General features: G+C 67.3%; 20 protein-coding genes. 13 read left to right on the top strand and 7 right to left on the bottom strand.

Annotated elements, in window-relative coordinates:
* Positions 1 to 2: 2 nt before the first annotated feature.
* The 4 genes from kdpB to FW760_RS21100 are packed head-to-tail and all read left to right on the top strand — an operon-like array spanning position 3 to position 5,994.
* The gene (gene kdpB / locus FW760_RS21115) at positions 3 to 2,054 is read left to right on the top strand and encodes a potassium-transporting ATPase subunit KdpB (protein ID WP_043863105.1); all 2,052 of its coding nucleotides are present in this window, start codon (positions 3 to 5) and stop codon (positions 2,052 to 2,054) included.
* A 14-nt stretch (positions 2,055 to 2,068) separates the two neighbouring features.
* Positions 2,069 to 2,629, top strand: coding sequence for a potassium-transporting ATPase subunit KdpC (gene kdpC, locus FW760_RS21110; protein WP_054915735.1), 561 nt, complete (start codon positions 2,069 to 2,071; stop codon positions 2,627 to 2,629).
* A gap of 15 nt (positions 2,630 to 2,644) precedes the next feature.
* Positions 2,645 to 5,299: a sensor histidine kinase gene (locus tag FW760_RS21105; RefSeq protein WP_043863104.1), complete on the top strand. Its 2,655-nt coding sequence runs from the start codon at positions 2,645 to 2,647 to the stop codon at positions 5,297 to 5,299.
* Complete coding sequence (locus FW760_RS21100; protein ID WP_043863103.1) at positions 5,296 to 5,994, top strand: response regulator; 699 nt, start codon at positions 5,296 to 5,298, stop codon at positions 5,992 to 5,994. The genes FW760_RS21105 and FW760_RS21100 overlap by 4 nt, the downstream gene beginning before the upstream one ends.
* A 16-nt stretch (positions 5,995 to 6,010) precedes the next feature.
* Here FW760_RS21100 and FW760_RS21095 read toward each other — a convergent pair whose 3' ends face one another.
* Positions 6,011 to 7,030 (bottom strand): patatin-like phospholipase family protein, encoded by a 1,020-nt coding sequence (locus tag FW760_RS21095; protein WP_078480475.1) that lies wholly within the window; start codon positions 7,028 to 7,030, stop codon positions 6,011 to 6,013.
* A gap of 160 nt (positions 7,031 to 7,190) precedes the next feature.
* On the opposite strand from FW760_RS21095, the gene FW760_RS21090 reads away from it, so the two are divergent.
* The 3 genes from FW760_RS21090 (at position 7,191) to FW760_RS21080 (ending at position 9,139) form a co-directional block, all read left to right on the top strand.
* A complete protein-coding gene (locus tag FW760_RS21090; RefSeq protein WP_043863101.1) occupies positions 7,191 to 7,469 on the top strand; it encodes a hypothetical protein in 279 nt (92 codons plus the stop codon).
* Positions 7,470 to 7,483: 14 nt separating this feature from the next.
* Positions 7,484 to 8,251 (top strand): CHAD domain-containing protein, encoded by a 768-nt coding sequence (locus tag FW760_RS21085; RefSeq protein WP_043863100.1) that lies wholly within the window; start codon positions 7,484 to 7,486, stop codon positions 8,249 to 8,251.
* Positions 8,252 to 8,335: 84 nt separating this feature from the next.
* Positions 8,336 to 9,139 carry an acyl-CoA thioesterase gene (locus FW760_RS21080; protein ID WP_043863099.1) on the top strand — a complete coding sequence of 268 codons (804 nt, stop codon included), beginning with the start codon at positions 8,336 to 8,338 and terminating at the stop codon, positions 9,137 to 9,139.
* Position 9,140: 1 nt separating this feature from the next.
* Here the strand turns inward: FW760_RS21080 and FW760_RS21075 are convergent, their stop codons facing one another.
* From FW760_RS21075 to FW760_RS21065, 3 genes are all read right to left on the bottom strand, one after another.
* Entirely contained in the window at positions 9,141 to 9,347 is a 207-nt protein-coding gene (locus FW760_RS21075) for a hypothetical protein (protein WP_052504289.1), read from the bottom strand.
* Positions 9,348 to 9,431: 84 nt separating this feature from the next.
* Positions 9,432 to 10,910, bottom strand: a complete 1,479-nt coding sequence (locus tag FW760_RS21070) for a methyl-accepting chemotaxis protein (protein ID WP_054915686.1) — start codon at positions 10,908 to 10,910, stop codon at positions 9,432 to 9,434.
* Between the two features lie 86 nt (positions 10,911 to 10,996).
* The gene (locus FW760_RS21065) at positions 10,997 to 11,803 is read right to left on the bottom strand and encodes a TatD family hydrolase (protein ID WP_446443936.1); all 807 of its coding nucleotides are present in this window, start codon (positions 11,801 to 11,803) and stop codon (positions 10,997 to 10,999) included.
* A 164-nt stretch (positions 11,804 to 11,967) separates the two neighbouring features.
* Between FW760_RS21065 and FW760_RS21060 the strand changes: the two genes are divergently transcribed.
* The 3 genes from FW760_RS21060 (at position 11,968) to FW760_RS21050 (ending at position 14,597) form a co-directional block, all read left to right on the top strand.
* Positions 11,968 to 13,389, top strand: a complete 1,422-nt coding sequence (locus FW760_RS21060) for a transglycosylase SLT domain-containing protein (RefSeq protein ID WP_043863096.1) — start codon at positions 11,968 to 11,970, stop codon at positions 13,387 to 13,389.
* A 106-nt stretch (positions 13,390 to 13,495) separates the two neighbouring features.
* Positions 13,496 to 13,927: a DoxX family protein gene (locus FW760_RS21055; protein WP_043863095.1), complete on the top strand. Its 432-nt coding sequence runs from the start codon at positions 13,496 to 13,498 to the stop codon at positions 13,925 to 13,927.
* 361 nt (positions 13,928 to 14,288) lie between these two features.
* Entirely contained in the window at positions 14,289 to 14,597 is a 309-nt protein-coding gene (locus FW760_RS21050) for a hypothetical protein (protein WP_054915688.1), read from the top strand.
* Positions 14,598 to 14,601: 4 nt separating this feature from the next.
* On the opposite strand, the gene greB is transcribed toward FW760_RS21050, so the two are convergent.
* From greB to FW760_RS21035, 3 genes are read right to left on the bottom strand one after another with little or no spacing between them, the layout of a single operon-like run.
* Positions 14,602 to 15,099: a transcription elongation factor GreB gene (gene greB / locus FW760_RS21045; RefSeq protein ID WP_043863093.1), complete on the bottom strand. Its 498-nt coding sequence runs from the start codon at positions 15,097 to 15,099 to the stop codon at positions 14,602 to 14,604.
* Positions 15,100 to 15,135: 36 nt separating this feature from the next.
* Positions 15,136 to 17,643 carry an ABC transporter permease gene (locus FW760_RS21040; protein ID WP_116053381.1) on the bottom strand — a complete coding sequence of 836 codons (2,508 nt, stop codon included), beginning with the start codon at positions 17,641 to 17,643 and terminating at the stop codon, positions 15,136 to 15,138.
* The gene (locus tag FW760_RS21035; protein WP_043863091.1) at positions 17,644 to 18,327 is read right to left on the bottom strand and encodes an ABC transporter ATP-binding protein; all 684 of its coding nucleotides are present in this window, start codon (positions 18,325 to 18,327) and stop codon (positions 17,644 to 17,646) included.
* A gap of 10 nt (positions 18,328 to 18,337) precedes the next feature.
* Between FW760_RS21035 and FW760_RS21030 the strand changes: the two genes are divergently transcribed.
* The 3 genes from FW760_RS21030 to FW760_RS21020 all read left to right on the top strand — a co-directional run bounded on the left by FW760_RS21030 (position 18,338) and on the right by FW760_RS21020 (position 20,372).
* A complete protein-coding gene (locus tag FW760_RS21030) occupies positions 18,338 to 18,943 on the top strand; it encodes an arylesterase (protein WP_043863090.1) in 606 nt (201 codons plus the stop codon).
* A 56-nt stretch (positions 18,944 to 18,999) separates the two neighbouring features.
* Positions 19,000 to 19,287: a hypothetical protein gene (locus tag FW760_RS21025; protein ID WP_043863089.1), complete on the top strand. Its 288-nt coding sequence runs from the start codon at positions 19,000 to 19,002 to the stop codon at positions 19,285 to 19,287.
* Between the two features lie 113 nt (positions 19,288 to 19,400).
* Complete coding sequence (locus FW760_RS21020) at positions 19,401 to 20,372, top strand: L,D-transpeptidase family protein (protein ID WP_043863088.1); 972 nt, start codon at positions 19,401 to 19,403, stop codon at positions 20,370 to 20,372.
* The last annotated feature ends 96 nt before the right edge of the window (positions 20,373 to 20,468 follow it).

Below are 20,468 nucleotides of genomic sequence, written 5' to 3'. Positions count from 1 at the left end.
CCATGAACCTGCCTGTTTCCGAAGTGAAGGCGGCCCCGTCCGCCACTGCCCGCACCACCTTCGCCGCGCTCTGGCGTCCGGCCCTGGTGCAGGCATTCGTCAAGCTCGACCCGCGCCAGCTCAAGCGCGCCCCGGTGATGCTGGTGGTGGAACTGACCGCTATCTTCACCACCCTGCTGTGCCTGCTGCCCAGCGACGTACCCACCGGCGTATCGGTGCAGATCGCCGTGTGGCTGTGGTTCACCGTGCTGTTCGCCAACTTCGCCGAGGCCCTGGCCGAAGGCCGTGGCAAGGCCCGCGCCGACAGCCTCAAGGCCGGCAGCCAGGGCCTGAACGCGCGGCGGCGCATGGCCTCGGGCGAGTTCGAGGTGGTGCCGGCCAGTGACCTGCGCAAAGGCGATGTGGTGCGTGTGGATGCCGGGGAGATGATCCCCGGTGACGGCGAGGTGATCGAAGGGATCGCCGCGGTCAACGAGGCGGCGATCACCGGCGAGTCCGCACCGGTGATCCGCGAGTCTGGCGGCGACCGCTCTGCGGTCACCGGCAACACCCGGCTGGTGTCCGACTGGCTGCTGGTGCAGATCACCAGCAACCCGGGCGAGTCGACCCTGGACCGCATGATCGCCCTGGTCGAGGGCGCCAAACGCCAGAAGACGCCCAACGAGGTGGCCCTGGACATCCTGCTGATCGGCCTGACGCTGATCTTCCTGGTGGTAGTGGTCACGCTGCAGCCCTTCGCGCACTTTGCCGGCGGCAGCATCCCGATGGTGTTTCTGGTGGCCTTGCTGGTGACCCTGATCCCCACCACCATCGGCGGCCTGCTGTCGGCCATCGGCATCGCCGGCATGGACCGCCTGGTGCGGCTCAACGTGATTGCCCGTTCGGGGCGTGCAGTGGAAGCGGCCGGCGATGTGCACGTGCTGCTGCTGGACAAGACCGGCACCATCACCTTCGGCAACCGCCGTTGCAGTGCGGTGCACGCCGCCCCCGGCATCACTGCCCGCGAGCTGGGCGAGGGCGCCTTGCTGGCCTCGCTGGCCGACGACACCGCCGAAGGCAAGTCGATCGTCGACTACCTGCGCCAGTTGCATGACTTCACCCCACCCGACGCTGCACACCTGGTGCCGGTGGCCTTCAGCGCCGAAACCCGCCTGTCGGGCGTCGACTTCGGCGCCCAGCGCTACCGCAAGGGCGCGGTGGATTCGGTACTGGCGTTCGTCGGCATGCAGCGCCTGGACCTGCCGGCCGCCCTGGCCCGTGAAGTCGACCGCATTGCCCAGAGCGGCGGTACACCGTTGCTGGTGTGCGTGGACAAACGCCTGCTGGGCGTTATCCACCTCAAGGACGTGGTCAAGCCCGGCATTCGCGAGCGCTTCGCCGAGCTGCGCAAACTGGGCATTCGCACCGTGATGGTGACCGGCGACAACCCGCTGACCGCGGCGGCGATTGCCGCCGAGGCCGGGGTCGACGACGTGCTGGCCGAGGCCACGCCGGAGAAGAAGCTGGCACGCATTCGCCAGGAACAGAACGACGGGCGCCTGGTAGCCATGTGCGGCGACGGCGCCAACGACGCCCCGGCGCTGGCCCAGGCGGATGTCGGCATGGCCATGAATGACGGCACCCAGGCGGCCCGCGAGGCGGCCAACATGGTCGACCTGGACAGCGACCCGACCAAGTTGCTGGATGTGGTACAGGTGGGCAAGGAGCTGCTGGTGACCCGTGGCGCGCTCACCACCTTTTCCATTGCCAACGACGTGGCCAAGTACTTCGCCATCCTGCCGGCGCTGTTCGCTGCGATCTACCCGCAGCTGGGCGTGCTCAACCTGATGCAACTGGCCAGCCCGCAGAGCGCCATCGTCTCGGCGATCGTGTTCAACGCGCTGATCATCGTGGTGCTGATCCCGCTGGCGCTGCGCGGGGTACGGGTGCAGGCCGCCAGCGCTGCCCACCTGCTGCGGCGCAACCTGCTGATCTACGGTCTGGGCGGGCTGCTGGTGCCGTTCGTGGGGATCAAGCTGATCGATCTGGCGCTCAATGCGCTGCACCTTGTGTGAACTGGGAGATGAACATGACGACGCTAGTACGCCCGGCCCTGAGCCTGATTGTGCTGATGACCCTGATCACCGGCGCGGTGTACCCGCTGGTGGTCACCGGGGTCGCCCAGGTGGCGTTCCCCGAGCAGGCCAACGGCAGCCTGCTGCGCGACGACAGTGGCCAGGTGCGCGGCTCGCGCCTGCTGGCCCAGCCGTTCAGTGGCGCGGGCTGGTTTCAGCCGCGGCCCTCGGCGGCCGACTATGCCACGGTGTCCAGCGGTGCCAGCAACCTGGCGCCGAGCAACCCGGCGTTGGCCAAACGCGTGGGCGAGCAGGCCCAGGCGCTGTATGTGCCGGCACAAGGCCCGGTGCCGCTGGCGCTGCTGACCACCTCCGGCAGCGGCCTGGACCCGCACCTGCCGCCAGCAGCCGTGGCCTATCAGCTGGCGCGGGTGGCAGCGGCGCGGCAATTGCCGCTGCCCACCTTGCAAGCCCTGGTGGAGCAGTCCACCCTGCACCCACTGGTGGGGCCGCCGGTGGTCAATATCCTGGCCCTGAATGCGGCCCTCGACCAGCTCGCACCTGCTTCGAAATAAGGACGTGTGTCGACCATGAGTGATTCTGAACGCGCCGATGCGTTGTTGGCCGAGTTGCCGCGCGAGGGGCGCGGCCGGCTCAAGGTGTTCCTGGGCGCAGCGCCCGGCGTAGGCAAGACCTACGCCATGCTGCAGGCCGCCCATGCGCAGTTGCGCCAGGGGGTGAGGGTGCTGGCGGGCATCGTCGAAACCCATGGGCGCAGCGAAACCGAGGCGCTGCTGGGCGGTTTGCCGCAACAGCCGCTGGTGCGCTCCGAGTACCGTGGCGTGCAGTTGGAGGAAATGGACCTGGACGGCCTGCTCAAGGCCGCCCCGCAACTGGCGCTGGTGGACGAGCTGGCCCACAGCAACGCACCCGGCAGCCGCCACGCCAAGCGTTGGCAGGACGTGCAGGAGCTGCTGTCGGCCGGTATCGACGTGTACACCACGGTCAACGTGCAGCACCTGGAAAGCCTCAATGACCATGTGCGCGGCATCACCGGCGTGCAGGTGCGCGAAACGCTGCCCGACTGGGTGCTGCAGGAAGCCTTCGAACTGGTGCTGATCGACCTGCCGCCGCGCGAGCTGCTCGAACGCCTGCGCGACGGCAAGGTGTACGTGCCGGAGCAGGCGCGGGCGGCGATCGATGCGTTCTTCACCCAGACCAACCTGACGGCCCTGCGCGAGCTGGCGATGCAGACCGCCGCCGCCCAGGTCGATGCCGACCTCGCCCACGGCTACCGCAGCCTGGGCCAGGATGCGCCGGCGCTGCGTGGGCGCCTGCTGGTGGGGGTGGATGGCGATGCCCAGGCCGAGCGCCTGGTACGTCATGCCAGCCGCGTGGCACAGCGCCGCCACCTGCCCTGGAGCCTGGTGCACGTGGACAACGGCCGCCTGCGCGACGAAACCGCACGCCAGCGCCTGCAGGCCGCCCAGCAGCTGGCCGAGCGGCTGGGCGGCGAAGTGGTGGTGCTGCGCGCCGGCGAGGTGGCCAACACCTTGATCCAGCATGCGCTGGAGCGGCGTGCGAGCCTGGTGCTGGTGGGCCAGTCGCGTGATCGGCTGCGTCGGCGCTGGTTCGGTGCCGGTGTGGCGGCGCGCCTGTTGCGCGAGGCCCACGGGCTGGAAATCAACGTGCTCGACCGCGACGCACAGCCAGAACCGGTCAGCGCGCCGGTGGCGCGAGCCTGGGCCTGGCGCCACTACCTGCTGGCGCTGCTTGCCACCGTGCTGGCCAGTGCACTGGCCTGGGGCGTGGCCGGGGTGCTGGCGCTGCCCAACATCTCGCTGGTGTTTCTGGCAGCAGTGCTGCTGGTGGCGGTGCGCAGCAGCTTGGGCCCGGCGCTGGTGTGCGCCGCGCTGTCGTTTCTGGCCTACGACTTTCTGTTCATACCGCCGAATTTCTCGCTGAGCATCCAGCGCGAGGAGGACGTGCTGACCCTGGTGTTCTTTCTGCTGATGGCCGCCCTGACCGGCAACCTGGCGGCGCGCCAGCGGCGTCAGTTGCAGGCGCTGCGCGAAACCCAGGAGCAGACCGGCCAATTGCTGGACCTGACCCGCCGGCTGACCGCGGCCACCGACCGCCAGGCGGTGTTCAATGCCGCCAGCCACCACCTGGAGGGCTGGACGGACGTGCAGATGTGCCTGCTCGAACGCGATGCCGAAGGTCGCCTGCAGGTGGCCAGCGGCGGTGCCCTGCAGTTCAACGACACCGAGCGGGCGGCCGCCGACTGGGCCTGGCAGCATGACCAGGCCGCCGGCCTTGGCAGCGACACCTTGCCCAACGGGCGCTGGTGGTGGTGGCCGCTGTCGGTGGAGGAAGGCCCGCTGGCCCTGCTGGGGGTACGCCCGCGCGAGGGCCAGGTGCTGACGGCCCAGCGCCGGCGCCTGCTCAAGGCCCTCAGCCAGCCATTGGCCCAGGCCCTGGCCCGGGCGCGGCTGGCCGATCAGCTGGAGGCGGCGCGCCTGCACGGCGAAACCGAACAGTTGCGCAGTGCCTTGCTGGCCTCGGTGTCCCACGACCTGCGCACCCCGTTGACTGCCATGCGCGGCAGCATCGACAGCCTGCTGGCACTGGGTGAGGCAATCAGTCAGCACGACCGTCGCGAGCTGCTCGAAGGCACCCGCGACGAGGCCGAGCGCCTGGACCGTTACATCCAGAACCTGCTCGACATGACCCGCCTGGGGCATGGCGGGCTCAAGCTCGCGCGGGACTGGGTGGCGCCGACCGACATCGTCGGCAGCGCCCTGAGCCGCCTGCGCGTGGTGCTGGCCCCGTTGCAGTTGCGCACCGAGGTGCCGGCAGAGCTGCCGCTGCTGTTCGTGCATGCCGCACTGATCGAGCAGGCCCTGATCAATGTGCTGGAGAACGCGGCACGCTTCTCGCCGGCCCACGGGCGCCTCGAACTGCGGGTGAGTGTGGAAGGCGAGCAGCTGTGCCTGGCCGTAGCCGACGAGGGCCCGGGGATTGCGCCGCAGGACCGGGCGCGCATCTTCGACATGTTCTACACCGCTGCGCGCGGGGACCGGGGCGGGCAGGGCACGGGGCTGGGGCTGGCGATCTGCCAGGGCATGATCGGCGCCCATGGCGGGCAGATCCGTGTAGAGGACGGCATCGATGGCCGTGGCACCTGCATCACACTATGCTTGCCGCTTCCGGCCCAACCTGAACTGGACAGCGAGACCCCATGAGCCAGACCGCGACCGTGCTGGTCATCGACGACGAACCGCAGATCCGCAAGTTCCTGCGCATCAGCCTTGGCTCGCAGGGCTACAAGGTGCTGGAGGCGGGCACCGGTGCCGAGGGCCTGAGCCAGGCGGCGCTGGGTCGGCCGGAGCTGGTGGTGCTCGACCTGGGGTTGCCCGACATGGACGGGCAGCAGGTGTTGCGCGAACTGCGCGAATGGAGCCAGGTGCCGGTGCTGGTCTTGTCGGTGCGGGCCAGCGAAGTGCAGAAGGTCGAGGCGCTGGACGGCGGGGCCAATGACTACGTGACCAAGCCGTTCGGCATCCAGGAGTTTCTGGCGCGGGTGCGCGCATTGCTGCGCCAGGTGCCCCAGGCGGTGGCCGAAGAGTCGGCACCGCGCTTCGGCCCGTTGACCGTGGACCTTGCCTACCGGCGCGTGACGCTGGCGGGCGAGGAGGTGGCGCTGACCCGCAAGGAGTATGCGTTGCTGGCGCAACTGGCGCGTCACCCGGGGCGGGTGATCACCCAGCAGCAGTTGCTCAAGGATATCTGGGGCCCCACCCATGTGGAGGACAGCCACTACCTGCGCATCGTGGTGGCGCATGTGCGGCAGAAACTGGGGGACGACCCGACGGCGCCGCGGTTCATCGTGACCGAGCCGGGGGTGGGGTATCGGTTGATCGGGCCGGAGCAGGCTTGAGGGCCTCTTCGCCGGCCTAGCGCCTTTCGGCCTCATAGTTGTCCAGCGTATCGCGTGCAATCTCGCGTCCCAGCGCGATCAGCTCCGGCGCCTTGTAGAACTCGAAGAACCGGCACACCCGCTTGGGCACGTTGATCAGTACATCCGGCGGGTAGCCGGCGATCTTGTACTGCGCCAGCGACGTCTGCATCACCTCGAAGCTCTGGTTGATCAGGTCCAGCAGCGAAGCCGGGCCCACGTTGTCGACAATGAACGAACCGGCCGCCGATTTCGGCGCGCCGTCAGTCTCGGGCGCCGCCGAGGGCTGCTGCGCCTCGGGCTCGGCCGCATCGCTGAGCCACGGGTTGGGCGCCGCCTGCTCGATGCGGATCAGCCCTTCGGCGGCCTTGCGCCGGAACGGCAGGTGCGAGCCCAGCGAGTTGATCAGGTTGTCGAAGCGCAACTTGAACGCCGCCGGCCGCTCGATCACCGGCAACTGGTAATGCTTCTGGTTGGTGGAGTTGAGGTTCACCGCCACGATCAGGTCGCAGTGGCTGGACACCACCGGGATGATCGGCAACGGGTTGAGGATGCCGCCATCGACCAGCATGCGGTTGCCCTGCACCACCGGGGTGAACAGGCTGGGGATCGCCGCCGAGGCGCGCATGGCCTGGTGCAGGCAGCCTTCCTGGAACCAGATCTCCTGCTGGTTGGTGAGGTCGGCCGCCACTGCGGTGTAGGGGATGCGCAGGTTCTCGATGTTGACCTCGCCGACGATCTTGCGGATCTGCCCGAACACCTTCTCGCCGCGAATCGCGCCCAGCCTGAAACTCACGTCCACCAGGCGCAGCACATCCAGGTAATCCAGGCTCTCGATCCAGCGTCGGTAGTCGTCGAGCTTGCCGGCGGCGTAGATGCCGCCGATCACTGCGCCCATCGAACAGCCGGCAATGCAGGCGATGTCGTAGCCGCGCCGCTCCAGCTCCTCGATCACGCCGATGTGTGCATACCCTCGGGCGCCCCCCGACCCCAGCACCAGTGCTACGCGTTTGCTCATGGTCGTTCCTTGCGGCTGTTCTGCTCGTGGGCCTAACAATGCACCCATTCAGGGCTGTGCTTCAATCGTGACAAGCGCTGGGCTACGCTGAGCAGGGCACTTTTCAGCGTGCGTGCCGTCGAAGTGCCACCCCGAACATTTTCCTTTTGAGGTAACACCGATGAAAGCCTGGATCTGCCTGCCCCTGATTGCCCTGGTACTGAGCGGCTGCGCCGGCAAGACGGCGTACCGGGACAGCTGCGCCAATCAGCTGGATTCGGCCTGGAAGGAGCTGGACCTGGCCAAGGCCGAGGGCTTCGCCGGCACGGTCAGCTATTCCAAGGCCCTGTCGCTGCTGACCGGCGCCAAGACCCAGCAGCAGTTCGAAGCCTTCGAAGGCTGCAGCAACAAGGCCGAGAAGGCACGCTTCTACATCCGTGAATCGCGCGCCGGGCGCTGAGGGAGGACCAGGCCATGTCGGCAATGCTCGACCATGTGATCGCCCAGGTGCTGACCCTGCACGTGCGCCTGCTGGCCTGCCAGGCGCGCCTGGCGGCCAATACCGACAGTGAGGCGCTGCATGACCTGCGTACCAGCGTGCGTCGCCTGCGCAGCCTGCTGCGGCCCCTGCGCGGGCTGCCGGGGGTGGACAAGCTGGAGGATGCTGCCGCCGAGCTGGGGCGCCTGACCACGCCGCTGCGCGATCGCGAGGTGCTGGCCGCGCAGTTGCTCGAACGCGGGCTGCCCGAGGTGGCCCGCCAGCAGCTTGGCGACCCGGCCCGCACCTTTGCCCGGGTGGCGGCCAGCGCCGAGCTTGCGCGGCTGCTGGCGATCATCGATGCCTTCCCGATGTTCCTGCGCGCGGCCCAGCGCCAGGGCCTGGTACGCCGCCTGGAGGCGCGGGTGGGCAAGCGCCTGCACAAGCAGTGGCGCAACCTGCAGGCTGCCATGAACGACCCGGCGCACGACCGCCACCGCCTGCGCCTGCTGATCAAGCGGGTGCGCTATGGCGCCGAGGCCTATCCACAGCTCGAACGCCTGCGCCCGGCCCTGCGCCGCGGGCTCAAGCGCGCCCAGGGCGATCTGGGCGACTGGCACGACCTGTTGCAGTGGCTGTTGCAGGCCGAGCAGCAGCCTGGCCTGGCGCCCTGCGTGGCGCACTGGCAGGCGCAACAGGCGGCGGCCGAGCAACGTGCCGACCGCACGCTGGAGACACTGCTGAGCGAAATCCAACGTCGATAAGTCGCGTGTTTGGCGCAAATGCGGCCTGTGCGCGGCGCGGCGGCTGGTTAACATCGCCACATTTGCCCACTGGTCGAGGTCCCGATGAATTTTTCCCAACTGCTCACCGCCGTGCGCCTGCAGCCCCAGGCGGTGACCATCCCGGCCGAATGGGCCCAGGGGCGTGCCTGTTTCGGCGGGCTGATGGCGGCGCTGGTGTACGAGGCCATGCACGCCAAGGTCGCCCCGGACCGTCCGGTGCGCTCGCTGGCCATCACCTTCGTAGGGCCGGCCGAGCCTGGGGTGCCGATCAGTTTCGAGGTGGAGCTGTTGCGTGACGGCAAGGCGGTCAGCTCGCTGCTGGGGCGCGCGGTACAGAATGGCCAGGTGGTGACCCTGGTGCAGGGCAGTTTCGGTGCCGGGCGCGATTCGGTGGTGCAGGTGTCAGGGCTGGCGCCGGTGCCGATGAAAAGCCTTGCCGAGTCCAGCCCCGAGTTGCCCTTCATCAAGGGCGTGACCCCCGAGTTCATTCGCCACCTGGCCATGCGCTGGGGCATTGGCGGCTTGCCGTTCAGCGGTAGCCGGTCACGCGAGATGGGCGGCTGGGTGCGCCTGCGCGGTGAGGATGTGGTCGAGGAGCCGGTGACCGAAGCCCACCTGCTGGCGCTGGTCGATGCCTGGCCACCGGCGTTGATGCCGCACCTGAGCAAGCCCGCTGCCGGCAGCACCCTGACCTGGACCATCGAGTTCGTGCAGCCGGTGGCCAGCCTGACCACCCTGGACTGGTGCCAGTACTGCGCCCAGATCGACTACGCGCGTGACGGCTACGGCCATGTGGCGGCCGCCTTGTGGAACGGAGCCGGTGATTTGCTTGCCATCAGCCGCCAGACGGTGACCGTGTTCGCCTGAATCACTGGCGCTGGCGCTCCACCGCCACACCGGCCAGCAGGCCGATGACGCCGACGGCCAGGGTGCCCAGGTCGGCGTCGAGCGCGCCGCTCAAGACCAGCAGCGCGCCGATGGCCAGCAGCGGCAGCGCAATCAGCTGCAGCGCGATGTTGGTGGGGGTACGAGGGGCGTGATGCCAGTGGGGCAGGTGAAACAGGTGCTTGTTCATCACGGTTCTCCTCAAGGTGCAAAACGGATAACCCAAGCGTAGTTTGGCCCCCGCCAGGGGGCCAATTGCGCGCGGCTATCGCGTTTATAGCTTGAGTTGACCGATGGCCTTGTTCAGCTCGCCGGCCAGGGTGGCCAGTTCGCTGCTGGTGGTGGCCGAGTCGACGGTCTGCTGCACGGTCTCTTCGGTCACGTCGCGGATGCTCACCACTGCGCGGTTCATCTCTTCGGCCACCTGGCTCTGCTGTTCGGCCGCCACGGCGATCTGGGTATTGCTCTCGCGCATCTGCGCCACCGCGCCGGTGATCTCCGCCAGGGCCTCGCCGGCTTCCTGGGCCTGCTTGACGCAGTCGTCGGCCTTGAACGAGCTCTCGGTCATGAACTCCACCGCATCGCGGGTGCCGGCCTGCAGGGCAGAGACCATGGTGGTGATTTCGTCGGTGGAGCTCTGCACGCGCTTGGCCAGGTTGCGCACCTCGTCCGCCACCACCGCGAAACCGCGGCCCAGGTCGCCGGCACGGGCCGCCTCGATCGCCGCGTTGAGGGCCAGCAGGTTGGTCTGTTCGGCGATGCTGTGAATCACCCCGACCACGCTGTTGATCTTCTGGCTGTCCTCGGCCAGTTGACGAATCATCTCGGCCGTCTGCTGCACGCCGGTGGAGAGCCCCGAGATCGACGACTGCACGCGGCTGACCACGTCCTTGCCGCTGCCGGCCAGGGTGTCGGCGCTTTGCGACAGGTCGCGTGTGGCGCCGGCATGCTGGGCGATGTGGTAGACGGTGGCGGTCATTTCGTTGATGGCGGTGGCGGCCTGGTCGGTTTCGCTCTGCTGGCCGAGCATGCCGTGGCGCACCTCGTTCATGCTGGCGGCCAGGCGCGCGGCGCCGGCATCCAGCTGCGCGGCAGTTCGCGCCACGGTGTTGACCACGCGGTGGTAGGTGGTCTGCATGGCGTTGAAGGCGCTGGCCATCTGGCCGATCTCGTCGCCGCAGGACAGCGGCACCCGTGCCGACAGGTCACCGGTCTTCTCGACGTGCAGCATCACGTCCTTGAGGATGTTGAGCTGGCTGAGCAGGAAGCGGATCAGCAACTGCGAGGCGCACAGCATGGCCAGCATCAGGATCAGTACGCACACCGCATAGTTGACGAAGCGGTCGGTGAACACCTGCGCCATGCTCGGGGCCTGGGCCAGTACCGCGATCTGCTGGCCATCGCGCTGGATGACCTGCGCACCGATCAGCGGGTCGCTGCCCAGCAGCGGCATGCCGTTCAGCTCGACCCAGCCCTGGGCAGTGGCCAGGGCCGGCAACGCCTGGCCATCGAAGGTGGGCGCCTGCCCGGGTGTGAAGCTGACCCAGGTGGCGTTCTGCGGCAAGGCCTGGCCGGCGGGCCAGGCGGCCAGCAGGCGGGCTTCGGATTGCACCCGGGCCTGGGCCGTCTCGGCCCTGGCGCGGGTTTCCAGGTGCACCGCATACAGCACCACGAACAGGGTTGTGACGAAGGCGACTGCGTTCACCGCCCAGAACTTGTACTTCAGTGAGATATTGCTGAGCCAGGCACCCATGGATAGGTCTTCTCTGATTGAGCGGAAACAATTTGGCAAGGTGCCATCAGTGTGCCAGCCAATTCAAAGACAAATCTTGATATGCGTCAAACTATGTCGGGGAGCCCGAAGAAGCGCCGGGCGCAGTCGCTGGTGTGCGCAGCCACTTGCTCGGGTGTCTCGCCGCGGTGCAGGGCCACTTCGCGCAGCACTTCGGGCAGGTAGGCCGGTTCGTTGCGACCGCTTTTGGGTTTGGGGCGCAGGGTCCGGGGCAGCAGGTAGGGGGCGTCGCTCTCCAGCATCAGGCGGCCAGTGGGGATGCTGGCAACCAGCGGGTGCAGGTGGGTACCGCGACGTTCGTCGCAGATCCAGCCGGTGATGCCGATGTGCAGGTCCAGGTCCAGGTAGCTGAACAGGGCGCTGCGCTCGCCGGTAAAGCAGTGCACCACGGCGGCGGGCAGGCGGTCGCGGTAGTCCTTGAGAATCTGCAACAGGCGTTCGTTGGCATCACGCTCGTGCAGAAACACCGGTATCTGCAGCTGCACCGCCAGCGCCAGTTGTTCTTCCAGGGCCTTTTCCTGTTGCGGGCGCGGCGAGAAGTCGCGGTTGAAGTCCAGCCCGCATTCACCCACCGCGTGCACCCGTGGCTGTTCGAGCAGCGCGCGCAGATGGCGCGCGGTGTCGCTGTTCCAGCTGCTGGCATCGTGGGGGTGTACACCGGCCGTGCTGAACAGGCGCCGGGCCTGCGGGTCGAGTTGCTCGCACAGGTGTAGCGCGGCTTCGCTGCCGGCTAGGCTGGTACCGGTCACCAGCATCTGATGCACCCCGGCGGCCTCGGCACGCTGCAAGATGGCCTCGTGCTTGCCGTCGAAACTTGGGTTGGTCAGATTGACGCCGATGTCGATGAGTTGCATGGTGCTACCTCAGGTTGTGCGGCAAAAGCGCTTGGCAGCGCCGAAAAATACCAATAACGCCAAGAACTTCAAGAAGTTGTCGCGGTCTTTTGCGGTCAATTGTCACGGACCGACCGCTCATTATGGCGTCAAATACTCAATCGCGGCCCTTTGCCGGAGACCGGATGACGCGATCACTTTGGCTTTTTTTGCTGTGTGTGGGCCTGCTGTGCGCCGGCCCGGCCCACGCACGCCTGCCTGGCCCGCAGCAGGCGGTGCCTGCGGCCAAGGTGCGCGACCTGGCGCAGATCCGTGAAAGCCGGGTGTTGCGCGTGCTGGTCAACCAGAGCCGCAACAGCTCCGGCGAGGTCAAGGGCCAGCCGGTGGGCATCGAATACCATCGGCTGATCGCCTTCGAGCACTACCTCAACGGGCGTGCCCGTGACGGTCAGCAGATCCGCCTGAAGATCATCCCCAAGGCCAAGGACCAGTTGATTGGCGCATTGCAGCGTGGCGAGGGCGATCTGGTGGCGCCCGGCGAGCTGATCGATTTGAGTTCCACCCGCGGGGTGATGGCCAGCGACCCGGTGCTGGAGAATGTGCCGCTGGTGCTGGTGGGGCGCAAGGGCGAACGGACCTACCAGCGCGTCGAGCAGCTTGCCGGCCGCACCGTGACCCTGACCAGTTCGAGTGCGGCAGGCGATACCCTCCACGAAATCAACCAGCGCCTGGCCCTGCGCAAGCTGGCGCCGCTCAAGGTGGAATGGGCGGACCCCAGCCTTGCGGTGGAGGATGTGCTGGAAATGGTGCAGGCCGGCATCTTCCACCTGACCGTGGTCGAACAGCCGATTGCCCGGCGCTGGGCGCAGGTGATGCCCAAGCTGCTGGTGCAGCGCAAGGTGCAGCTGGCCCAGCCCGAGGCGATGCATTGGTACGTGCGCCGCGACGCGGCGATGCTGCACGCCAGTGTCGATCGCTTCCTCAAGGGGTATCACGCCCCGGCCGATCAGGATGTGGCGTTCGAGCGTATCTACCGGCGCCTGTACAAGGTGCATTACCCGCTGGCCCAGGCCAACCGCCAGCGCCTGGAAAAACTGCGGCCGGTGCTGCAGCGTCACGCCCAGGCCCAGAACCTGGACTGGCTGAACCTGGCGGCACTGGCGTTCAAGGAGTCGGCCCTCGACCCGGCGGCCAGGGGCGCAGGTGGCGCCCATGGGCTGATGCAGATCACCCCCGGTGCGGCGCAGCGGGTGGGGATCAGCGATATCGCCAATGTCGATGGCAATGTACAGGCCAGCGCGCGCTACCTGGCACTGATCCGGCGCAAGTTCTTTTCCAGCAACCAGCTCAACGAACGCGAGCGCATGGCGTTCGTGCTGGCCGGCTACAACCTGGGGCCGGAGCGGGTTCAGGCCATGCGGGCCGAGGCGCGGCGACGCGGCCTGAACCCCAACCAGTGGTTCTTTCAGGTAGAGCGTGTGGCGCTCGAGCAGGTGGGAATGGGGCCGGTCAGCTATGTTAATAGCGTCAACAAGTACTTTCTGGCATTCGACCGCGAACGCGACGCGCTGGAAGCCCGGGGACGAAAAGTGGCCTCACGCAAGTAATCGAATATTACGATTTGTATGTGCAGATAATCGCGATTTTAACATTTGAAAATATGATTAAGATGGCGACCTCTACCACACACCTGCATCGCTTAAGGAAGACAGCATGAACGCCATCAACTCCGTATTGTTCACCCGCGCCGGCTGGGGCATTACCGTACTGCGCATCTTCATCGGCATCATCTTCATGGCCCATGGCTCGCAGAAGCTGTTCGGCCTGTTTGGTGGCGGCGGGCTGGCAGGCACCGCGCAGTACATGGAAAGCCTGGGGCTGACCCCGCCGACACTGATGGCGGCGCTGTCCGGTGGTGCCGAGTTCTTCGGCGGGCTGGCACTGGTCATCGGCCTGCTGGCACGCCCGGCGGCCCTGGCGCTGGTGGGGTTGCTGCTGGTGGCGATTTTCTCGGTGCACATCGGCAACGGTCTGTTCATGGCCAACAACGGCTATGAGTTCGCCCTGGCGCTGCTGGGTGGCGCGATTGCGGTACTGGTGGAAGGGGCGGGCAGGGCGTCGGTGGACCGCATGATCGCCAAGTGAGCCTTGGCGTTGTGGCACAAAAAGGGCCTGCATTGCAGGCCCTTTTTTGTGCCCGACCCGGCTGCTTGCTTCTGCGGCAACGCAGGCGCCTTCAGGGGCGCCGACAGGTGCAGGAACCGGCGTCGCCGTCGAATGCGAGAAACTCGCTTGTTTTTCCGGCGTCCGGGTCGTTTATCAGACGATGGCATTGTTGACAGCCGGGCCGGCGCTTCTCTAGGATGCTGGCTTGCGCCGATTTAAACAGCTACTTGCGGGGCGCAGGAAGACCACCAGCAGGTCGTCCGAATACCGCTAAAGCGCTGGTTCGGTGACGCCTCGCACCGCAGCCCAGCGGGATCTGCGAGGCACAGAGAAGTACACCATGAGTTGCCCACGTACCAGCGTTTGCCTCACCCCTCTCCCTACCAGCCAGGCGGCTCGCACGCCGCGCATTCTGCTGAGCGGCAAACACCAGCCGACCCTGCTGCGCTACCTCGATGGCTGGCCCCGCCCCAAAGGCCGCGCCACGGCGTTCCTGATCCAGTTCGCCGACTCCTGCGAAACCCTCGCCCGGTTCGGCAACGACCGTTTCGACCTGGCCGTGGTGCAGGCGCCCTCGAGGGCCGATGCCGCCGAAGTGATCCACCACCTGACCCGCGTCGCCCGCCAGGGCTTGATCACCCGCGCCTGATCGCTCAGGGGTACTCGATCTCGACGATGTACACCGTCTGTTCGCCAGTCGGTGTCTGCACCCGCACTTCAGCGTCCAGCGCCTTGCCGATCAGGGCGCGGGCCAGGGGCGAATCGATGCTGATCAGGCCCAGTTTCAAGTCCAGCTCGTCGGGCCCGACGATGCGGTAGCGCGATTGTTCGCCGTCTTCGTTCTCGACCGTGACCCAGGCCCCGAAGTACACCTTGTTCGGGTCGCTGGGCCGTTCGCTCACCACTTTCAGGTTTTCCAGGCGCTTGGTCAGGAAGCGCACGCGGCTGTCGATTTCGCGCAGCATCTTCTTGCCGTAGGTGTACTCGGCGTTTTCCGAACGGTCACCTTGCGCTGCTGCCTCACTGACCGACTGGGTCACCTGGGGCCTGCGCACATGCCACAGTTCATGCAGCTCGGCGCGCATGCGCGCCTCGCCCTGTGGGGTGATCAGTGCGGTGCCGGCAGTGCGGGGCGGGCGGTATCGGCTCATGGGCTTCCAGGCTCTGGTAGGTAGCCGCCGAGTCTATCAGCCCTCGCGAAGCACTGTCAGCGGGCTGGCATTGAGCGCCCGGCGCGTGCCGAATACCCCCGCACCCCCCACCAGCAACGCACCGATCACCGGCAACAGCAGCAGCCACGGGTGCGGGCTCCAGTGCAGGTCGAATGCGTAGCGGTACAGCAGCAGGCTGATCAGTTCGGTGCCCAGCGCCGCGAGCAGGCCGCTGGCAGCGCCCAGCAGGCCGAACTCGATGCGCCGGGCCTTGACCAGCAGGCTGCGGCTGGCGCCCAGTGCCCGCAGCAGCGCACCCTGGTGGATGCGCTCGTCCAGGGTGGCCTGCAGCCCGGCGAACAACACGGCCAGGCCCGCCGCCAGCACGAACAGCAGCACATACTGTACCGCCAGGGTCACCTGGGCCAGGATGCTGCGCAACTGCTCCAGCAGCGCATCGACCTGCAGGATGGTGGCTGCCGGGAACGCTCGCGACAGGGCCACCACCTGCTGGTCGTGGCCTGGGGCCAGGTAGAAGCTGGTGAGATAGGTGGTCGGCAGGTCCTGCAGGGTGCCGGGCTGGAAGATCATGTAGAAGTTGGGCTGGAAGCTGTCCCAGTTGACCGTGCGCAGGCTGCTGACCTGTACCTGGCGCTCCAGGCCACCGATGCTGAAGGTCAGGGTGTCGCCCAGCTTGAGCTTGAGGCTCTCGGCCAGCTGCGCCTCCACCGACACGCCGGGCAAGGCATCGGCCGTTGGCTGTGCCTGCCACCACTGGCCGGCGCTCAAGGTGTTGCCCTGGGGCAGGTCGGCGGCCCAGGTCAGGCTCAGGTCGCGCTGGACGGCGCGGTCACCGGTGGATTCCTTGCTGACGATCTCGCGCACCGGCTCGCCATTGATGAGCGTCAGGCGCCCGGGAATCACCGGGAACAACGGCGCGGCATGGACCGAGAATTCGTTCAGGCGCTGGGCGAAGGTGTCCTTGTCGTCCGGCAGGATGTTGAGCACGAAATAGTTGGGAGCATCCTTGGGCAGCTGGTTCTGCCAGGTGTCGAGCAGCTCGGTGCGCAGCAGGGCGATCAGGGCCATGGCCAGCAGGATCATGCCGAAGGCCAGCGACTGGCCTGCCGCCGCCAGCGGATGCTTGAGCAGTTGCCCCAGGCCCAGGCGCCAGGCCAGCGGGGCGCCGGCCAGCAGCCGGCGCAGGCTGCGCAGGCCGAGCAGCAGCAGACCGCCCAGCACCAGCGCGGCCACCAGACCACCGCCGAGCAGGGCGAAGGTCAGCAGCAGGTCCAGGCTCAGGCGCCACATGATGAGGCCCAGGGCCAACAGCGCTGCGCCATACACCAGCCAGGTGCTTGCCGGCACCGGCAGCAGGTCGCGGCGCAGTACCCGCAGCGGCGGCACCCGGCCCAGCGCTGCCAATGGCGGCAGGGCGAAGCCGGCCAGCGCCACCAGCCCGGTGGCGATCCCGGCCAGGGCCGGGGCGATGCCACCTGGCGGCACCTGCGAAGGCAGCAGGCCCTGCAGCAGGGCGAACAGGCCCAGTTGCGCCAGCCAGCCGAGCAGTGCGCCCCCCAGGGCTGCCACGCTGCCCAAAATCGCCAGTTGCAGGCAGAACAGGCTCAGCGCCTGGCGTCGGGACAGGCCCAGGCAGCGCAGCAGGGCGCTGGCATCGAAGCGGCGCATGGCAAAACGGCTGGCCGACAGCGCCACGGCCACGCCGGCCAGCAGCACCGCCACCAGGCTGGCCATGTTCAGGTAGCGTTCGGCCTTGCCCAGTGCACCGCCGATCTGCTGGTTGCCGTCACGCGAGTCGCGCAGTTGCTGGTGGGCGGCAAGCCCCGCCTTGGTAGCCTGGGTGTAGCTTGCCAGGGCCTGGGGCTCGCCGCGCCACAGGTCGCGGTAGGTGACCCGGCTGCCGGGCTGCACCACGCCGGTGGCATCCAGGTCGGCGAGGTTCATCAGCACCCGCGGGGTGAGGCTGTAGAAGTTGCCGGCGCGGTCCGGCTCATAGGTCAGCACGCGGCTCAGGCGCAGGGTCTTCATGCCCACGTCGACGCTGTCACCGATCTTGAGGTTCAGCGCCGCCAGCAGGCGCGACTCGACCCAGGCTTCGCCCGGCGCCGGACCACCGCCGGCCACCTCCGGCCCGTAGGCCTCGGCGGCACTGCGCAGCTCCCCGCGCAGCGGGTAACCCGTGCCGGCAGCCTTGACACTGGAGAGCTGGATGCCGTTGTCGGTGGCGATCACGCTGGAGAACTCGACCACTTTCGCATGGGCCAGGCCCAGCTGCTCGCCGTTGCGGATCTGTTCCGGGGTGGCCGGGGCGCTGCCCTGCAACACCAGGTCGGCGCCAAGGAACTCGGTGGCACGCAGCAGCATGGCGCCGTTCAGGCGGGCGCCGAAGTAGCCGATGGCGGTGCTGGCGGCCACGGCCACCAGCAGGGCGAAGAACAGCACGCGCAGTTCGCCGGCGCGTGCATCGCGCATCAGTTGACGCAACGCCAGGCTCGGCAGGCGCAGAAACGACAGGTGTGCCATCTAGGGCTCCAGCGGGGTGACCAGGTGGCCGGCTTCCAGGCGAATCAGCCGGCCGCAGCGGTGCGCCAGGCGTTCATCGTGGGTGACCAGGACGAGGGTGGTGCCGCGTTCCTTGTTCAGTTCGAACAGCAGGTCGCTGATGCGTTCACCGGTGTGGCTGTCGAGGTTGCCGGTGGGCTCGTCGGCGAACAGCACCGCAGGCTCGGCGGCAAAGGCGCGGGCAATTGCCACCCGCTGCTGCTCGCCGCCGGACAACTGGCGTGGCGAATGGCTCAGGCGCTGGCCCAGGCCGACCCGTTCGAGCAGGCTGCGGGCGTGTTCGCGGGCATCGCGGCGTCCGTCCAGCTCCAGGGGCAGCATCACGTTCTCAAGGGCATTGAGGCTGTCGAGCAGCTGGAACGACTGGAACACGAAGCCGACATGCTCGGCGCGGACCTGGGCGCGCTGGTCTTCGTCGAGCGGGCCCAGGTCGTGCCCGGCCAGTGTCACCGAGCCTGCACTGGGCAGGTCGAGGCCGGCCAGCAGGCCGAGCAGGGTGGACTTGCCCGAGCCGGAGGCGCCGACAATGGCCAGGCTGTCGCCCTGTTTCAATTCCAGGCTCAGTTCGTGCAGGATGGTCAGGTCGCCTTCCGCGCTGGGGACCACTTTGCTAAGGTTGCGCGCAGTCAAGATGCTGGGGCCCATGGAGAATCCAATGCGAGTGTGGTTATTGAGTGCAGGCCTGGCCTTGCTGTGCATGGCCCAGGGCGCATCGGCAGGAACGGTGTTGATCGTTGGGGATAGTATCAGTGCCGCTTTTGGCCTGGATACCCGTCAGGGGTGGGTTGCCCTGCTCGAACAGCGGCTCAAGGCCGAGGGTTTCGATGACAAGGTGGTCAATGCCTCGATCAGTGGCGACACCAGTGCCGGGGGCCAGGCGCGGCTGCCTGCGCTGCTTGCAGAGCACAAGCCCAGCCTGGTGGTGGTGGAGCTGGGCGGCAATGACGGGCTGCGCGGGCAGGCACCGGCGCAATTGCAACAAAATCTTGCCTCGATGATCGATCGCTCCCGTGATGCCGGTGCCAGGGTGCTGCTGCTGGGCATGCGCCTGCCACCCAACTATGGCAAGCGCTACACCGATGCGTTCGCACAGGTGTATGCCGATCTTGGCAAGGAAAAGGACGTGCCGCTGGTGCCGTTCTTTCTCGAAGGGGTAGGTGGCGTGCCCGAGCTGATGCAGGCCGATGGCATCCATCCGGGGCAGGGCGCCCAGGCGCAGTTGCTGGAAAATGCCTGGCCATCAATAAAACCGCTGCTTTGACGCTTTTATACTGATCGGCTTTCGGCTAATGTTGCGCCCCCGATTTGGAGCCCCCGATGCCGCGTCCCGCCTGGTCCCTGTATGCCTATCAATTGATCGAGCCTGACGAACAGCTTGACCTGTTCGCCTGCCAGGAGAGTCGCGTCCACCTGATCGCCCGCCAACTCGAACTGGGCGGCTCCGTCGACCGTACCCTGTGTGGCACCCTGTTGCCGGCGCAACCGCGCTGGTCGGGTGTGGAACGCAGCATCTACCGTGACCAGCGCCTGTGCCGCCTGTGCCGGGCGATCCTCGAGGCGCAGCGGCGCGGCACGCGTCCGGTATGGCCCGAGCTGCAGGCCTGACGTCGGATCTTTTACGTTTGGCAAGGGTTCTGTGCCCGGATGCCTCCCGATCCCGCGGGGGGCGGTGTACAATTGCCCGCTTGACCCACCTGAATTAGCGAAGGATTTCCCGGATGTTGCCGCGCTTTCCCGCCGTCACCCGTTGCCTGTCCCTGGCCGCCCTGCTGGCGGCGGGCCCTGTTGCCGCTCTGGAGTTCCCCCTGCCGCCGCCGGGCGAGGATGTCATCGGCCAGGTCCAGGTGATCAAGGCCAAGTATGAGGACACCTTCGCCGACATCGGTACCGCCAACGACCTTGGCTACCTGGAAATGGTCGCGGCCAACCCGGGCGTGGACCCCTGGCTGCCAGGCGCCGGCACCGAGATCGTGCTGCCGACCCGTTTCATCCTGCCGCCGGGCCCGCGCGAAGGCATCGTGATCAACCTTGCCGAGTACCGCCTGTACTACTACCCCAAAGGCGAGAACGTGGTGCACACCTTCCCGCTGGGCATCGGCCGCGAAGGCTGGGGTTCGCCTATTGCCAACACCAAGGTCACGGCCAAGACGCCGAACCCGACCTGGACCCCACCGGCCTCGATCAAGGCCGAGCACGCCGCCGACGGTGATCCGTTGCCCAACGTGGTGCCGGCCGGCCCGGACAACCCGCTGGGCCCGTTCAAGTTCACCCTGGGCGTACCGGGCTACCTGATCCACGGTTCCAACAAGAAGTTCGGCATCGGAATGCGTACCAGCCATGGCTGTTTCCGCATGCTCAACAACAACGTGCTGCAACTGGCGAGCATGGCACCGGTGGGGACTTCGGTGCGTATCATCAACGAGCCGTACAAGTTCGGCCTCAGTGGTGGCAAGGTCTACCTCGAGGCGCATACCCCGCTGGATGACAAGGGCGACCCGTCGGTGGTCGACAAGCACACGGCAGTGATCAATGCCCTGCTCAAGCGCGAAGACCTGGCCAACAACCTGCGCATGAACTGGGACATGGTGCGTGACGTGGTGGCGGCCGAAGATGGTATCCCGGTAGAGATCGCGGTGCCGGGTGACGCCAGTGCGCCGATGGTATCGAGCGTTCCGCTCGAAATGCAGTAACCCGCCCGTGTTTGCACGAGGCCCGCTTCATGCGGGCCTCGTCGTTTGCGCAGGACGGTTCTGCAGGCAATAAAAAAGCCGACCCACAGGTGGGTC

This window comes from Pseudomonas sp. 1176_21 (genome assembly GCF_052850635.1).
This window is presented reverse-complemented; position numbering and strand designations above follow the sequence as displayed.

Excerpts from the sequence above, each read along its gene's own strand:
- kdpB (WP_043863105.1), top strand. The coding sequence starts at position 3 with ATGAACCTGCCTGTTTCCGAAGTGAAGGCGGCCCCGTCCGCCACTGCC.
- kdpC (WP_054915735.1), top strand. The coding sequence starts at position 2,069 with ATGACGACGCTAGTACGCCCGGCCCTGAGCCTGATTGTGCTGATGACC.
- FW760_RS21105 (WP_043863104.1), top strand. The coding sequence starts at position 2,645 with ATGAGTGATTCTGAACGCGCCGATGCGTTGTTGGCCGAGTTGCCGCGC.
- FW760_RS21100 (WP_043863103.1), top strand. The coding sequence starts at position 5,296 with ATGAGCCAGACCGCGACCGTGCTGGTCATCGACGACGAACCGCAGATC.
- FW760_RS21095 (WP_078480475.1), bottom strand. The coding sequence starts at position 7,030 with ATGAGCAAACGCGTAGCACTGGTGCTGGGGTCGGGGGGCGCCCGAGGG.
- FW760_RS21090 (WP_043863101.1), top strand. The coding sequence starts at position 7,191 with ATGAAAGCCTGGATCTGCCTGCCCCTGATTGCCCTGGTACTGAGCGGC.
- FW760_RS21085 (WP_043863100.1), top strand. The coding sequence starts at position 7,484 with ATGTCGGCAATGCTCGACCATGTGATCGCCCAGGTGCTGACCCTGCAC.
- FW760_RS21080 (WP_043863099.1), top strand. The coding sequence starts at position 8,336 with ATGAATTTTTCCCAACTGCTCACCGCCGTGCGCCTGCAGCCCCAGGCG.
- FW760_RS21075 (WP_052504289.1), bottom strand. The coding sequence starts at position 9,347 with ATGAACAAGCACCTGTTTCACCTGCCCCACTGGCATCACGCCCCTCGT.
- FW760_RS21070 (WP_054915686.1), bottom strand. The coding sequence starts at position 10,910 with ATGGGTGCCTGGCTCAGCAATATCTCACTGAAGTACAAGTTCTGGGCG.
- FW760_RS21065 (WP_446443936.1), bottom strand. The coding sequence starts at position 11,803 with ATGCAACTCATCGACATCGGCGTCAATCTGACCAACCCAAGTTTCGAC.
- FW760_RS21060 (WP_043863096.1), top strand. The coding sequence starts at position 11,968 with ATGACGCGATCACTTTGGCTTTTTTTGCTGTGTGTGGGCCTGCTGTGC.
- FW760_RS21055 (WP_043863095.1), top strand. The coding sequence starts at position 13,496 with ATGAACGCCATCAACTCCGTATTGTTCACCCGCGCCGGCTGGGGCATT.
- FW760_RS21050 (WP_054915688.1), top strand. The coding sequence starts at position 14,289 with ATGAGTTGCCCACGTACCAGCGTTTGCCTCACCCCTCTCCCTACCAGC.
- greB (WP_043863093.1), bottom strand. The coding sequence starts at position 15,099 with ATGAGCCGATACCGCCCGCCCCGCACTGCCGGCACCGCACTGATCACC.
- FW760_RS21040 (WP_116053381.1), bottom strand. The coding sequence starts at position 17,643 with ATGGCACACCTGTCGTTTCTGCGCCTGCCGAGCCTGGCGTTGCGTCAA.
- FW760_RS21035 (WP_043863091.1), bottom strand. The coding sequence starts at position 18,327 with ATGGGCCCCAGCATCTTGACTGCGCGCAACCTTAGCAAAGTGGTCCCC.
- FW760_RS21030 (WP_043863090.1), top strand. The coding sequence starts at position 18,338 with ATGCGAGTGTGGTTATTGAGTGCAGGCCTGGCCTTGCTGTGCATGGCC.
- FW760_RS21025 (WP_043863089.1), top strand. The coding sequence starts at position 19,000 with ATGCCGCGTCCCGCCTGGTCCCTGTATGCCTATCAATTGATCGAGCCT.
- FW760_RS21020 (WP_043863088.1), top strand. The coding sequence starts at position 19,401 with ATGTTGCCGCGCTTTCCCGCCGTCACCCGTTGCCTGTCCCTGGCCGCC.